The sequence below is a fragment of the Cupriavidus sp. 8B genome (genome assembly GCF_054589115.1).
In genome coordinates, this window is the sequence record NZ_BAAILO010000425.1 from 23,019 (window position 1) to 35,769 (window position 12,751).

A 12,751-nucleotide genomic window follows, 5' to 3' on the forward strand; every position below is an offset into this window, starting at 1 on the left:
CCCCGCTTGCCAACGTGCCCGCGCGTGCGGCCAGGCAACTTAGCTGGCAAACCCCAGCGGGTTCATCGACTGCCAGCGCCACGAATCCTCGCACATGCGGTCGATATCGTGCTGCGCGCGCCAGCCGATCAGCTTTTGCGCCAACGCGGGATCGGCGTAGCACGAGGCAATATCGCCGGGCCGGCGATCCCCGATCACGTAGGGGACCGGGCGCCCGCTGGCGCGCTGGTAGGCCGCGACCACTTCCAGCACGCTGTAGCCTCGGCCCGTGCCGAGATTGACAGTCAGGCACTGCTGCTTGTCGCGCAGGTAGACCAGGGCCGCAAGGTGGCCGGCTGCCAGATCGCAAACATGGATGTAGTCGCGCACGCCGGTGCCATCGACAGTGGGATAGTCGCCACCGTGCACCTGCAGTTTCTCGCGGCGCCCGCCGGCGACTTGCGCCACATAAGGCATCAGGTTGTTCGGCACGCCACCCGGGTCTTCACCGATCAGCCCGCTTTCGTGCGCGCCCACCGGATTGAAATAGCGCAGGTAGGCGATTCGCCAGGCAGGGTCCGACAGTTCCAGGTCACGCAGGATCTGCTCGCTCATCAGCTTGGTCTGGCCATACGGATTGGTGGCCGACAGCGGAAAGTCCTCCAGGATCGGCACCGTATGCGGATTGCCATAAACGGTGGCGGAGGAGCTGAACACCAGTTGCTTCACGCCAGCCGCGTTCATGGCCGAGCAGAGGGTGAGCAGGCCATTGAGATTATTGTCGTAATAATCCAGCGGCTTGCTGACCGATTCCCCCACCGCCTTGAGTGCCGCGAAATGAATCGCCCCCGAGATCCGGTGTTCGGCGAACAAACGGTCCAGCAAAGCGCGGTCCCGCACATCGCCCTCGACAAAATGCGGGCTCTGGCCGGTAATCTGCGCAAGGCGCTCAACCACGACGCGATTGCTGTTGCAGAGATTATCCAGGCCGATCACGTGATAGCCGGCCTCGAGCAAGGCGACCCAGGTGTGCGAGGCGATATAACCGGTGGCTCCCGTCAGCAGCAAGGTTTCAGACATAGCGATTCATCAATAAGTTGTGAAAAGAGACGTAAGGGGGCCAGGACAGCGCGCACGGTGCAACGCGCGAAATCCATGCTTCAGGTTGCAATACCGCGGCACTGTCCTGACGGGCCGCAGCCGCGCCCCGCCAGGGTTGCCCGCATCGGATCGAAATGAGTCGAAAGGGGTGCTAAGCATAGCAGGCCATATCTGTCGCGCCTGTGTCACCGGCACCGCCGTGCGCCGGTTTCAGGCCCGCGCGTGACTGCCAGGCCTCAAAGGCTGCGCGCAAGCGCCAGCCGGACTCCAGGTCGCGCATGCCGAGACATTGCGCCACCTCGGCCGGGCCGGCTCCAGCCTCGAAGTGCAGTGCGCCGCAGGTATTGCGCAGCGTCTGCGGCGACGCGCGCTCGCTGCGCCCCGCCAGCACGCCGGCCTCGTCGAGCAGGATCTCCACGCGGCGGTAGAGCGAGGCCGCGTGCAAGTGCCGTCCGCTTGGCATGGCCGGAAACACCAGGTTGCCCAGCGTGCCGGTACGGGAGCGGACTTCCAGCCAGGCCAGCAGCGCCGCCCGCGCGAAGGCAAAGACCGGCGCCTCGTAGGCGCGGCCGTTGTCGGCGCGGACCAGGCGCAGCCTTGCGGCATCCTCGGCGATGCTGTCGATGCCCAGGCCACGCGCCTGGCCCACTTTCAGGCCTGCGCCCAGCAACACGGCCACCAGTGCGGTGTCGCGGGCGCGCTTCCATTGGGTGGCCGACAACGCGGCGCCGTCCTGCCCGGCCGCCAGGGCCGCCGGCGCCAGCACGCGGGCAATCAGGGCATCGCGCTCGGCGGGCAGCAGGAAGGCGGTGGGATCGTTCTCGCCTTCGGCAAGGTGAGTGCGCACTGCCTGGCTGGCCGGGTTGTGCAAGCCGTCCTGCAATAGCGATAGATGATGGAAGACGCGCTCGATCAGCCGCGTGTAGCGGTAACGGTGGTGCTTGTGCAGATCCTGCTCATCCAGGAAGGCCCCGATCTGCTCCGCCGACCAGGACAGCGGCGCCAACCCGCGCTCGCCCGACCAGCGCAAGAGCTTGCCCCACATCGCGCGGTACACCACAGCCGTGCCATGGCGAAAGCCGTGGCTAGCCAGCCAGCCATCGAAGGCTCGCTCCGGCTGCTTCCGCCAGGCCTCCAGGTCAGCATCGAACAAGGCGGGGGATGGCCCGTTGGCGCTCATGTCAGTACTCACTCGCGCTCCTGCGTTGGTTTGCGGCAATGCCGGTATTGTAGACAAATCGCCACAAAAGACAGCGTTCGTTTGCCCCCTGCCGAAGGCGGGACTGACTCCGCCCGGCAATCAAGAATACACCTTATAGGTCACATTAAACGCCAGGCCATTGCAATTGGCGCTGTCTGCTGCTACCTTTCACACATCGCTATGCAACTGGTTGCATAGTGATGTGCAAACCGCCGCAGCCTGTGCCCCATCCCGGGCGGGCGGACCAGCGCAGCGTGCCGGAACGGGCGATTCCCGCGCCCTCGGCCCATCCCGGAGGAGACACCGTGACCCAAGCAACCCTGTCAGCCGCGGCGCAGGCCTCGCTGGCCATCTGGCACCGCATGATCGCCACCCATTCCATGGCCGACCTGGACAGCATCGTGGCGGACGAAGTGGTTTTTCACTCGCCCGTCGCCCACACGCCGTACCCGGGGCGCGTCGCCCTGCGCATGGTGCTGGAATCCGTCAACCAGGTCTTCCAGGACTTCCGCTACCACCGCACCTTTGTCAGCGACGACGGGCGCAGCGTGGTGCTGGAGTTCAGTGCGTTGGTCGATGGCAAATCCGTCAAGGCCATCGACATGATCCGTTTCAACGACGCCGGCAAGATCGACGACTTCGAGGTCATGGTCCGCCCGAAGAGCGGCCTGGACGCGCTCGCCGCCGCCATGGGTGCCCGGCTCGCCAGCCAGAAATCCGTGCTGCAGGGCGCCAGCGCCTGAGCGCGTCGCCGTATCCCCGTATCCCGTATCCCTATCCGGTCCACTGTTTTCACTCTCGCAGAAACGCCATGTCACTTCCCGCCATTCTCCAGAACCGTCTTTCGCTGCCAGTGGTTTGCTCGCCGCTGTTCATCATCTCCAACCCCGACCTGGTGATCGCCCAGTGCAAGGCCGGCGTGGTCGGCTCCTTCCCGGCGCTCAATGCGCGCCCGGGCCCGGTGCTCAATGACTGGCTGGACCGCATCACCACCGAGCTGGCCGAGCACGATGCCAAGCATCCGGACCGCCCGTCGGCGCCGTTCGCGGTCAACCAGATCGTGCACAAGTCCAATGACCGGCTCGATCACGACCTGGAACTGTGCGTGCGCTACAAGGTGCCCATCGTCATCACCTCGCTGGGCGCGCGCAAGGAAGTCAACGATGCCGTGCACTCCTATGGCGGCATCGTGCTGCACGACATCATCAACAACACCTTCGCACGCAAGGCCATCGAGAAAGGCGCCGACGGCCTGATCGCGGTCGCCTCGGGCGCGGGCGGCCATGCCGGCGTGCTGTCGCCGTTTGCGCTGCTGCATGAAATCCGGGAGTGGTTCGACGGCCCGCTGCTGCTGTCGGGCGCCATCGCCAGCGGCGATGGCATCCTCGCGGCGCTGGCCGCGGGCGCCGACCTGGCCTATGTGGGCTCGGCCTTTATCGCCACCGAAGAGGCCAACGCACAGGCCGGCTACAAGCAGATGATCGTCGACAGCACTGCGTCGGACATCGTCTACTCGAACCTCTTTACCGGCGTGCACGGCAACTACCTGCGCCAGAGCATCGTCAATGCCGGGCTTGACCCGGAAGCGCTGCCGCAATCGGATCCATCCAAGATGAACTTCGGTTCGGGCAGCGCCAAGGCATGGAAAGACATCTGGGGCGCTGGCCAGGGCGTGGGCGCGATCAAGCGCGTGGTGCCGGCCGCTGACTTGGTGCGCCGTTTCAGCGAGGAATACGCGCTGGCGCGCCGCCGCCTCGGGCTGGCCCCGGCAGCGGCTTACGCCAACGGCGCGACGGCGGCCGACCTGGCCTGAGCCTGTTGTTGACGGTGGCCAGGCGCGCCGCTGCGCCTGGCCACCCGCCTGATCACCCTATTTGCACCCATTTCCCATCCGCCGGGCGCGAGATCGCCCGGCGCGACTTCAGGCCGGATCGTCCTGCTTGCCCAGCAGCGGCAACAATTCCTCGGCCCAGGACACCCAATCCTCTTCATACCGGATGCCCCGCTTGAGCAGGGCGTGCTGCACCTGTTGCGCGCGCGTGGGGTGCGTGGCGGAGAAATCGCGCCGCTCGATCTGGCGATAGGTCTCGAGCCGCTCCCGGTGCAGGCCGATCAGCCGTTCCATCTCCGGTCCCAGCCCGAGCGGGCCGACGACAGCATCGGCGCGCAGCTTCACCAGGATTTCATCGCGCAGGTCCAGCCCTGCGGTGGGCGCCAGCACCCATCGCGCCAGCTCGTCGCGCCCTGGCGGCAGCACGAAGTAGACCTTCTTGCGATTCCTGGCGTCGCCCTCCCCCTCATCCGCGGCAATCCAGCCGTGCTCGGCCATGCGGCCCAGCTCCCGATAGATCTGCTGGTGCGTGGCATGCCAGAAATAACCAATGGAGCGGTCGAAGCGGCGGGCCAGCTCATAGCCGGAGGACGGTTTTTCCAGAAGGGAAGTCAGGAGTGCGTGCTGAACGGACATGCGGGAAGCGTGACGTGGAGGCCGGTCGCCCGGTAGCGGCATGTTGCTGCCGCCATGGCTTTGGGTGGCGAGCGCCTATGGTAGCGCAAAGCCAGGCCCCGCCAAGGCTGCCGCCTACGGATACCGCCAATTTCCAACCGTTGGAAGCATGAAAAATGACAAGGTAACGACAACGCTGATGCAGATCTAAAAAATGCTAAATAGCATTTTTCGGCATGGTGCAATACATTTGCAGACATAGTCATCCCGCATGCCTGTTGCCGGTTCTCGGCCGCGGCACAGCCATGCCAGTCATTCATCAGGAGTGGTCCATGCCAGGACAAACAGATTTCGCCGAAGACCGGGATGTCCCGTGGGAAGCCGACGGGCCCCAAGCCGCCGGCCAGCCCGCACCGGCTACTACAATGCCGGTGTACTACCGCCTGCCCGATACGCCGGACGGGCACCATATCAAGGAGTACGCCAGCGGCTTGCGCCAGCTGGTGCGTTTTGTGGGCGTGGAAGAACAGGTTGTGAAGTACAGCCTGGCCTGACGGCTGCGGCGCCCGCCGTGCACCGTCTCTTAGTATCTAGTATTGCTTTCCTCCCCTGTCTCCTCCTGCCCTGTGTGTGGGCCAGGATTGGGCCCGCAAGCGAATCGCGGGCTTTTTTCTGTCCTGAGCGCGGCCACACGTCAAGCACAAGCAAAAAAGCCGGCCCAGAAGGGCCGGCCATTTTACTGTCATCGGCCCGGGCAAGAAGTCCGGGCCGGGGCAGCCATGCAGGAACCGATCAGTCCACCGTGGCGCCCGAAGCCTTCACCACCTTGGCCCACTTGGCCGCTTCGGTCTTCATGAATGCGGCCAGTTCAGCCGGCTTCTCGGGATGCGGCTCCGCGCCCTGGTCGGCCATCTGCTTCTTCACTTCCGGCATGGCCAGGATCTTCACCACTTCCGCATTCAGGCGATCGACGATCGGCTGCGGCGTGCCGCCGGTGGCGTACAGCGCGAACCAGGACGTCGCTTCATAGCCCGGCACGCCGGATTCGGCCACGGTCGGCACGTTCGGCAGCGCCGGCGAGCGCTTGGCCGAGGTCACGGCGATGGCGCGCAGCTTGCCGGCCTTCACGTGCGGGTACGACGACGGCATGTTGTCGAACATCAGGCCGATCTGGTTGCCCAGCAGGTCGTTGACCGCCGGGGCGCTGCCCTTGTACGGAATATGCTGGATGTGCAGGTTGGTCATCGAGTTGAACAACTCGCCCGACAGGTGCATCGACGAACCGCTGCCCGACGAACCGTACGACAGCTTGTCCGGGTTGGCCTTGACGTAGGCGATCAGTTCCTTGATGTTGTTGACCGGCACCTTGGGGTTCACCACCACGATGTTCGGCACCATCGCCACGCGCGAGATCGGCGCGAAATCCTTGACCGGGTCGAACGGCAGCTTGGAGTACAGCGACTGGTTGATGGCGTGGGTTCCGATGGTGCCCATGAACAGGGTGTAGCCATCGCCCGGGGCCTTGGCCGCGATCGATGCGCCGATATTGCCGCCCGCGCCCGGACGGTTGTCGATCACCACCGGCTGGCCAAGCGCCTTGCCCAGTTGCAGGCCGACGATGCGTGCCAGGATATCGGTGGTGCCGCCGGCCGAGAATGGCACGATCATGGTGATCGGCTTGGTCGGGTAGTTGCCTTGCGCGTAGGCCGCGCTGGTCATGCCACCGAAGGTGGCAGCCAATGCCACGCCGGCAGCCAGCAGGCGACGGCGCGCGCTGTTGTGCGGGGTGCGAGCTTGGGAATGGGATTTCATGTTTGCTCCAGGATAAATCGCTGTAAGCCCGCGCTTGTGGCGCGGGTCATCTTTTTTAGTTTTCTACGGACTAAATGCTGCGGCGTGATGACGGATGCGCGTTTGGCACCGGTCACGCCGCGGGACTACACGGGTGCGACGCCGAGGGTGGTGCCGCCGCACACATATAGCACCTGGCCGGTCACGAATCCGTTCTCCGGCGACAGGAAGAACATCGAGGCGCGAGCCACGTCTTCCGGGGTGCCCATGCGCTTGACCGCGATGCTGGCGAGGATCCGCTTGGTCTGCTCGCTGCCTTCGGGGTTGCTCTTGCGGAACAGGTCGGTAGCAATCGGGCCGGGCGCCACGGCATTGACCGTGATGCCGTCGCCGCCGAGCTCCATCGCGAGCGTGCGGGTCATGCCGATCAGGCCGGCCTTGGTGGCGGAATACACCACGCGTTCCGGCTTGCCCAGCGCCGCGCGCGAAGCCATGTTCACGATGCGGCCAAAGCGTGCCGCGCGCATCGCGGGCAGGCAGGCCTGGGTCAGCAGCAGGGTGGCTTGCAGGTGCAGGCCAACCACGTAGTCCAGGTCTTCGACGCGCGCCGTGTCGGCCGTGCCGGGGCGGGTGGCGCCGGCATTGTTGACCAGCCGGGTCACGGCAAAGCGCGAGGTCACCTGCTCGGCGGCGGCGCGGGTCGCGTCGGCATTGGTCAGGTCGGCCTGGACAAACGTCATATTGGGATGGGACCAGGTGGGGGCAACATAGTCGACATTGACCACCTGGGTCACGCCATCGGCCAGCAGCATTTCGCTGATGGCGCGGCCGATACCGGAACTGGCGCCGGTAACGAGCGTGGCAACGGGAAGGGACATCGCTTACTCCGACCGGCAAGGGGCACCGGGTCATGCTGAAGAGGATGCGACGAGAGCCGGCGAGCCAGTCGGCCCTGTCGCGCTGCTTCTTTGCGTTGGGAAACTTCGTCAGCCTGCACTTCCACCGGGTACTAACGGCGGCCGCGCGGCATTCTTTAGCGGACGGCGCCCGCGAGCCGAAACCCGCGGGCGCCGAGGCCTCAAACGATCAGGCGGCTACGATCAGACGCGCTCGATCACCATGGCGATGCCCTGGCCCACGCCGATGCACATCGTGCACAGCGCGTAGCGGCCGCCGGTGCGGTGCAGCTGGTACATGGCAGTGGTGACCAGGCGGGCGCCGCTCATGCCAAGCGGGTGGCCCAGCGCGATCGCACCGCCGTTGGGGTTGACGCGTGCATCGTCGTCGGCCACGCCGAGTTCGCGCAGCACGGCCAGGCCTTGCGCGGCAAAAGCCTCGTTCAGCTCGATCACGTCCATCTGGTCGATGGTCATGCCGAGTTGCTTGAGCAGCTTTTGCGATGCCGGTGCCGGGCCGATACCCATCACGCGCGGCGCAACGCCGGCTGTAGCCATGCCGACGATGCGAGCCTTGGGCGTCAGGCCGTGCTGGCGGGCCGCGGCTTCGCTGGCGAGCAGGATGGCGCAGGCGCCGTCATTCACGCCCGAGGCATTGCCCGCGGTCACGGTGCCGTCGGCGCGAACCACGCCGCGCAGCTTGCCCAGTGCTTCCATGCTGGTGGCACGCGGGTGTTCGTCGCGCTCGACGATCAGCGGGTCGCCCTTCTTCTGGGCGATTGTCACAGCGGTGATTTCCTGTGCCAGCGTGCCGTCGGCTTGCGCGCGCGATGCCTTTTCCTGGCTGCGCAGCGCCATCAGGTCCTGGTCTTCGCGGCTGATCTTGTAGTCGGTAGCAACGTTCTCGGCGGTCTCGGGCATCGAATCCACGCCGTAAGCCGCACGCATCGCCGGGTTGATGAAGCGCCAGCCGATAGTGGTGTCGAAGATCTGCGCATCGCGCGAGAAGGCGCTGGTGGCCTTGCCCATCACGAACGGGGCGCGGCTCATGCTTTCCACGCCGCCGGCAAGCATCAGGCCGGCTTCGCCGGACTTGATCGCGCGCGCCGCGGTGCCGGTGGCGTCCATGCCCGAGCCGCACAGGCGGTTGATGGTGGCGCCCGGCACGCTTTGCGGCAGGCCGGCCAGCAGCAGCGACATGCGCGCCACGTTGCGGTTGTCTTCGCCGGCCTGGTTGGCATTGCCGTAGATCACGTCGTCAATGGCGGACCAGTCCAGGTTCGGGTTGCGTGCCATCAGGGCCTTGAGCGGCACCGCGCCCAGATCGTCCGGGCGAACGCCGGACAGGCTGCCGGCGTAGCGGCCGATGGGGGTACGGATGGCGTCGCAGATGAAGGCTTCGGTCATGGTTGTCTCTCTCTTGCTTGTTCGTGAAAGCGTGAAGCTTGGAAGCGTGCTCGTCGGGGGCCCCTTCGATCAGGCCATCGGTCAGGCCATCGATCAGGCCGAAACACCCTGCTTGAGCGGCACGCCGGTCAGGCGTTGCAGCTCGTCGAAGGACAGGCCTTCGACCAGGTCGCGTGCCACCAGGCCGTCGGGCGTGACGTCGATAGTGGCCAGATCGGTATAGATGCGCGTGACGCAGGTCATGCCGGTCAGCGGATACGTGCACTCCGCCACGATCTTGCTCTCGCCCTGCTTGGTCTGGTGTTCCATCATCACGAACACTTCCTTGGCGCCGATCGCCAGGTCCATGGCACCGCCCACAGCGGGAATCGCACCCGGCGCGCCGGTATGCCAGTTGGCCAGGTCGCCCTTCACCGATACCTGGAAAGCACCCAGCACGCAGAAGTCGAGGTGGCCGCCACGCATCATGGCAAAGGAATCGGCATGGTGGAAATACGAGCCGCCCGGCTTGATCGTGACCGGCTGCTTGCCGGCGTTGATCAGGTCGCCGTCTTCCTCGCCGGCGGGCGGTGCCTTGCCCATGCCGAGCAGGCCGTTTTCGCTGTGCAGCAGGATTTCACGGTCGGCCGGCAGGTGATTGCCGACCAGGGTGGGCAGGCCGATGCCGAGATTGACCACGGCACCGTCGGGAATGTCTTTGGCCACGCGGGCGGCCATCTGATCGCGGGTCAGGCGTTGCATATTCTGGATCTCCTTGGCGCTCAGGCAGCAGCTTGGCTGGCGCCGTCGACCTTGACGACGCGCTTGACGAACAACCCCGGGGTCACGATGTGTTCCGGGTCCAGCTCGCCGAGTTCGACGATCTCGCTGACCTGCACGATGGGGCACTTGGCCGCCATCGCCATGATCGGGCCGAAGTTACGCGCGGTCTTGCGATAGGTCAGGTTGCCCCAGCGGTCGGCGCGCAGCGCCTTGATCAGGGCAAAGTCGGCATGGATCGGCGTCTCGTAGACGTAGCCCTGGCCGTTGATGATGCGGGTTTCCTTGCCTTCGGCCAGCGGCGTGCCATACGCGGTGCGGGTGAAGAATCCGCCGATGCCAGCGCCGGCGGCGCGGATGCGCTCGGCCAGGTTGCCCTGCGGCACCAGTTCCAGCTCGATCTTGCCAGCGTGGTAGAGCGAATCGAAGACGTAGGAATCGGCCTGGCGCGGGAAGGAGCAAATGATCTTGCGCACGCGCTCGGTCTTGAGCAGCGCGGCCAGGCCAGTGTCGCCATTGCCGGCGTTGTTGTTGACGATGGTGAGGTCGCGGGCGCCCTGGGCGATGAGGGCATCGATGAGCTCCGCCGGCATGCCTGCCATGCCGAAGCCGCCGATCAGGATGGTGGCGCCGTCCTGGATATCGGCCATGGCCGATTCCACCGAGTCGAATAGCTTGTTGATCACTTGCGTTCCAGTTCCGAGAGTCCGGACGAACTATCCGGAACCGGCCGCCAAGGAGGGAAATCAGGCGGCGCGCAAACGCTGTCTCCGGACAGTCCTGCCGGAAGAGCCATCCGGCTTGGGCGCCCTCCGCTTGCAAAAGGCGCGCCGCCGGAAACGAATCCAACAGACTTTGGTTTTTCTTATTATCGTGGTTTGTTCTAATTGCGAACTTCAATTCGCAGAATGAACAGGTTACACCCCCTGTCCGTGGGTGGTCAAGGCGCCGAGAAATCGCTTGTGCGTTAGCCGGCCACGACTGTAGGGCAGTTGTAAGGTCCCTCGCGCGCCTGCCCGCGGATGCTTGAAAAATGACTGCTGACAAATATGATGCACTAGCCGAATCCACCGAACGGGCCAAAGCCGCGCGCCATGACGACGGCTGTCGCTCCCTCTCCCACAAGTGGGGGGCACGACAACGCAGATCCGGCCTCGTCAGCTGGCTAAGCTTACGCCCATCGAGCCTTGCTGAGGGAGTCCCAGCCCGCTAAGGCAATTGCAGCTCTGCCCGGCTGCCGCCCGCTCCGGCCCGGATCTCCAGCCGCACATCGATGCGCTCGCGCAGCTCCGCCACGTGGGAAATGATGCCCACCAGCCGCCCGGCCTGCTGCAGGTCGATCAGGGTACGGATGGCGAAATCCAGGCTTTCGGGATCGAGCGTGCCGAAGCCTTCGTCGACAAACAGGGTATCGAGCTGGATCCCGCCCGCGCGCGACTGCACCACGTCGGCCAGGCCCAGCGCGAGCGACAGCGACGCCAGGAAGCCCTCGCCGCCGGACAGGGTATTGGCCGGGCGCGCCATGCCGGTGTCGTGGTCGAGCACCTCCAGGTCGAGCCCGCCGGCGGTACGCTGGTCGCCCTGCTGGCGCACGCGCTGCAGTTCATACCGGTTGCGGCTCATGCGCATCAGCCGCAGCGAGGCCGCTTCCAGCACCTCGTCGAGCAAGGTAGCCAGCACGAAACGCTGGAATGTCATGCGGCGCGGATTGTTGCCGTTGGCCACCTCGGCCAGCCGCCCGAGCACGGCGTAGCTGCGCTCGATGTCCGCACCCTGGCTGGCCAGCGCATCCAGCCGCTGCTGGCATTGCAGCAGGTTCTCGCGGCTGCGGTGCAGGTCGGCCTGCTGCCGGACCAGCGCCTCGAGCGCGCCGGCGGCGTCCGCCTGGGCCTGGCGCAGGGCCGGCAAATCCGGGGGCGCAAGGTCGCGTGCGGCGATGGCGGCCCGCTCGCGGCGATCGCCGGCGGCGGCCAGATCGAGGTCGAAGCGATTGACCCCGGCCTCGGCCTGCTCCATCTGCGCTCCCGGCATCCGCGCCTCGGCATAAGCCTGGCGGGTGACAAAGCCGGCTTGTTCCAGCGCGCTCGTGAATGCGGCGCCCGCCTGCGTCTCCCGCTGTGCATGACTGGCAAGGCTCGCTTGCGCGGCGGCTTGCGCGGCCAAAGCTGCCGCCAGCCCCGCGCCAGCCTGCTTGTCAGCAGCCTGCGCAGCGGCCAGCGCGGCTTCGCGCGCGGCAAGGTCCCGGCGTGCCTGTGCCAGCGCGCCGTTCAACCGCTCTGGCTCGCGCCAGTCCGGCGGCACCTGCGTGCTGGCTGCCTGCCATTCGCCCTGGAGCTTGGCGTGACGCTGGCCTGCATCCTGCGCGGCGGCATCGGCGGCGCGAATGGCTGCCTCGGCTGCCGTGAGGGCGGCTTGTTGCCGCTCAACTTCCGCGGCCAGCGGTTGGCAGCGGCCGGCGGCCGCCTCTGCCGCCTGTTGCAGCTGGCGCAGCGCCTGGATGGCGCCGGCCAGCTGCAGCTTGGCCGCCGCCGGGTCCTGCGCGGCGCCGGCCGGCATGCCCGCTGCCCCGACCGCTTCGCGCAGTTCATCCAGTTGCTCCTGCCGGTGCGCTGCCGCCAGCAGCGCGGCCTGCGCGCGGCTGGCCGCGCCCTGCGCCGCCTGATCGGCAAGCCGGGCCGCTTCGCGGGCCAGGTCCAGTGCCTCGTCGGAGACTGGTGCATCGACGTGCTGCGCCAGTTGCGGGTGCGCGGTGCTCCCGCAGACCGCGCACGCCTCGCCAGCATGCAAGCCGGCCGCCAGCCGCGCGGCTTGCCCGGCCCGCCAGGCCTGCTCCGTCTCGCGCAAGCGCAGCAGGCTTGCCGCCTGCTGCGTGCCGGCTTGCCGCGCGGCGAGCTGGTCGGCTTCGGCCTGGCGGCGCGCTTGTTCGCACTGCGCCAGCGTGGATGCGTATTTGTCGAGCGTGGCCGCCTGCTGCGCCAGGCCGGCCTGCTTGAGCTGGATCGTCTCCAGCCCGCGCGCGCCTTCCTGTGCCTGGGCCAGGCCAGCCTCGCCCTGCCGCAACGTGGCGGTGACTTGCTGCTGCGCCTGCAGCGCCCCGGCATGGGCCGCGCCCGCTTGCGCCTGCTGGCGTGCTGCAGCCTGCAACGCCTGCTGCAGCACGCCGAGCCGCTG

Annotated in this window: 12 protein-coding genes; 3 read left to right on the top strand and 9 right to left on the bottom strand. The window is 66.5% G+C overall.

Going from position 1 to position 12,751, the window contains the following annotated elements; genetic code table 11:
- Positions 1 to 39: 39 nt before the first annotated feature.
- Together galE and ACYP5B_RS40225 are read right to left on the bottom strand one after the other, a co-directional pair.
- Entirely contained in the window at positions 40 to 1,059 is a 1,020-nt protein-coding gene (gene galE / locus ACYP5B_RS40220) for a UDP-glucose 4-epimerase GalE (RefSeq protein ID WP_400098798.1), read from the bottom strand.
- Positions 1,060 to 1,231: 172 nt separating this feature from the next.
- Entirely contained in the window at positions 1,232 to 2,260 is a 1,029-nt protein-coding gene (locus tag ACYP5B_RS40225) for a tyrosine-type recombinase/integrase (RefSeq protein ID WP_459573403.1), read from the bottom strand.
- A gap of 383 nt (positions 2,261 to 2,643) precedes the next feature.
- Between ACYP5B_RS40225 and ACYP5B_RS40230 the strand changes: the two genes are divergently transcribed.
- Positions 2,644 to 3,024 (top strand): nuclear transport factor 2 family protein, encoded by a 381-nt coding sequence (locus ACYP5B_RS40230; protein WP_400098818.1) that lies wholly within the window; start codon positions 2,644 to 2,646, stop codon positions 3,022 to 3,024.
- A 68-nt stretch (positions 3,025 to 3,092) separates the two neighbouring features.
- The gene (locus tag ACYP5B_RS40235; protein WP_400098800.1) at positions 3,093 to 4,094 is read left to right on the top strand and encodes an NAD(P)H-dependent flavin oxidoreductase; all 1,002 of its coding nucleotides are present in this window, start codon (positions 3,093 to 3,095) and stop codon (positions 4,092 to 4,094) included.
- A gap of 108 nt (positions 4,095 to 4,202) precedes the next feature.
- Here ACYP5B_RS40235 and ACYP5B_RS40240 read toward each other — a convergent pair whose 3' ends face one another.
- A complete protein-coding gene (locus ACYP5B_RS40240) occupies positions 4,203 to 4,748 on the bottom strand; it encodes a PadR family transcriptional regulator (protein WP_400098802.1) in 546 nt (181 codons plus the stop codon).
- A 311-nt stretch (positions 4,749 to 5,059) separates the two neighbouring features.
- Between ACYP5B_RS40240 and ACYP5B_RS40245 the strand changes: the two genes are divergently transcribed.
- On the top strand, positions 5,060 to 5,281 hold the full coding sequence (locus ACYP5B_RS40245) for a hypothetical protein (protein ID WP_318234016.1): 222 nt from the start codon (positions 5,060 to 5,062) through the stop codon (positions 5,279 to 5,281).
- Positions 5,282 to 5,519: 238 nt separating this feature from the next.
- Here the strand turns inward: ACYP5B_RS40245 and ACYP5B_RS40250 are convergent, their stop codons facing one another.
- The 6 genes from ACYP5B_RS40250 to ACYP5B_RS40275 all read right to left on the bottom strand — a co-directional run.
- Positions 5,520 to 6,539 (bottom strand): Bug family tripartite tricarboxylate transporter substrate binding protein, encoded by a 1,020-nt coding sequence (locus tag ACYP5B_RS40250; protein ID WP_318234015.1) that lies wholly within the window; start codon positions 6,537 to 6,539, stop codon positions 5,520 to 5,522.
- 125 nt (positions 6,540 to 6,664) lie between these two features.
- A complete protein-coding gene (locus tag ACYP5B_RS40255; RefSeq protein WP_459573368.1) occupies positions 6,665 to 7,396 on the bottom strand; it encodes an SDR family NAD(P)-dependent oxidoreductase in 732 nt (243 codons plus the stop codon).
- A 222-nt stretch (positions 7,397 to 7,618) separates the two neighbouring features.
- Positions 7,619 to 8,821 (bottom strand): 3-oxoadipyl-CoA thiolase, encoded by a 1,203-nt coding sequence (gene pcaF, locus ACYP5B_RS40260; RefSeq protein ID WP_318234013.1) that lies wholly within the window; start codon positions 8,819 to 8,821, stop codon positions 7,619 to 7,621.
- 93 nt (positions 8,822 to 8,914) lie between these two features.
- Complete coding sequence (locus ACYP5B_RS40265; protein WP_400098809.1) at positions 8,915 to 9,562, bottom strand: 3-oxoacid CoA-transferase subunit B; 648 nt, start codon at positions 9,560 to 9,562, stop codon at positions 8,915 to 8,917.
- Between the two features lie 20 nt (positions 9,563 to 9,582).
- Complete coding sequence (locus tag ACYP5B_RS40270) at positions 9,583 to 10,266, bottom strand: 3-oxoacid CoA-transferase subunit A (RefSeq protein WP_400098811.1); 684 nt, start codon at positions 10,264 to 10,266, stop codon at positions 9,583 to 9,585.
- 523 nt (positions 10,267 to 10,789) lie between these two features.
- Positions 10,790 to 12,751, bottom strand: a 1,962-nt coding sequence (locus ACYP5B_RS40275; protein WP_459573369.1) for an SbcC/MukB-like Walker B domain-containing protein, incomplete at its 5' end; no start/stop codon positions are given.

Bases quoted from the DNA above. Each gene is read 5' to 3' on its own strand.
- galE (WP_400098798.1), bottom strand. From the start codon at position 1,059: ATGTCTGAAACCTTGCTGCTGACGGGAGCCACCGGTTATATCGCCTCG.
- ACYP5B_RS40225 (WP_459573403.1), bottom strand. From the start codon at position 2,260: ATGAGCGCCAACGGGCCATCCCCCGCCTTGTTCGATGCTGACCTGGAG.
- ACYP5B_RS40230 (WP_400098818.1), top strand. From the start codon at position 2,644: ATGATCGCCACCCATTCCATGGCCGACCTGGACAGCATCGTGGCGGAC.
- ACYP5B_RS40235 (WP_400098800.1), top strand. From the start codon at position 3,093: ATGTCACTTCCCGCCATTCTCCAGAACCGTCTTTCGCTGCCAGTGGTT.
- ACYP5B_RS40240 (WP_400098802.1), bottom strand. From the start codon at position 4,748: ATGTCCGTTCAGCACGCACTCCTGACTTCCCTTCTGGAAAAACCGTCC.
- ACYP5B_RS40245 (WP_318234016.1), top strand. From the start codon at position 5,060: ATGCCAGGACAAACAGATTTCGCCGAAGACCGGGATGTCCCGTGGGAA.
- ACYP5B_RS40250 (WP_318234015.1), bottom strand. From the start codon at position 6,539: ATGAAATCCCATTCCCAAGCTCGCACCCCGCACAACAGCGCGCGCCGT.
- ACYP5B_RS40255 (WP_459573368.1), bottom strand. From the start codon at position 7,396: ATGTCCCTTCCCGTTGCCACGCTCGTTACCGGCGCCAGTTCCGGTATC.
- pcaF (WP_318234013.1), bottom strand. From the start codon at position 8,821: ATGACCGAAGCCTTCATCTGCGACGCCATCCGTACCCCCATCGGCCGC.
- ACYP5B_RS40265 (WP_400098809.1), bottom strand. From the start codon at position 9,562: ATGCAACGCCTGACCCGCGATCAGATGGCCGCCCGCGTGGCCAAAGAC.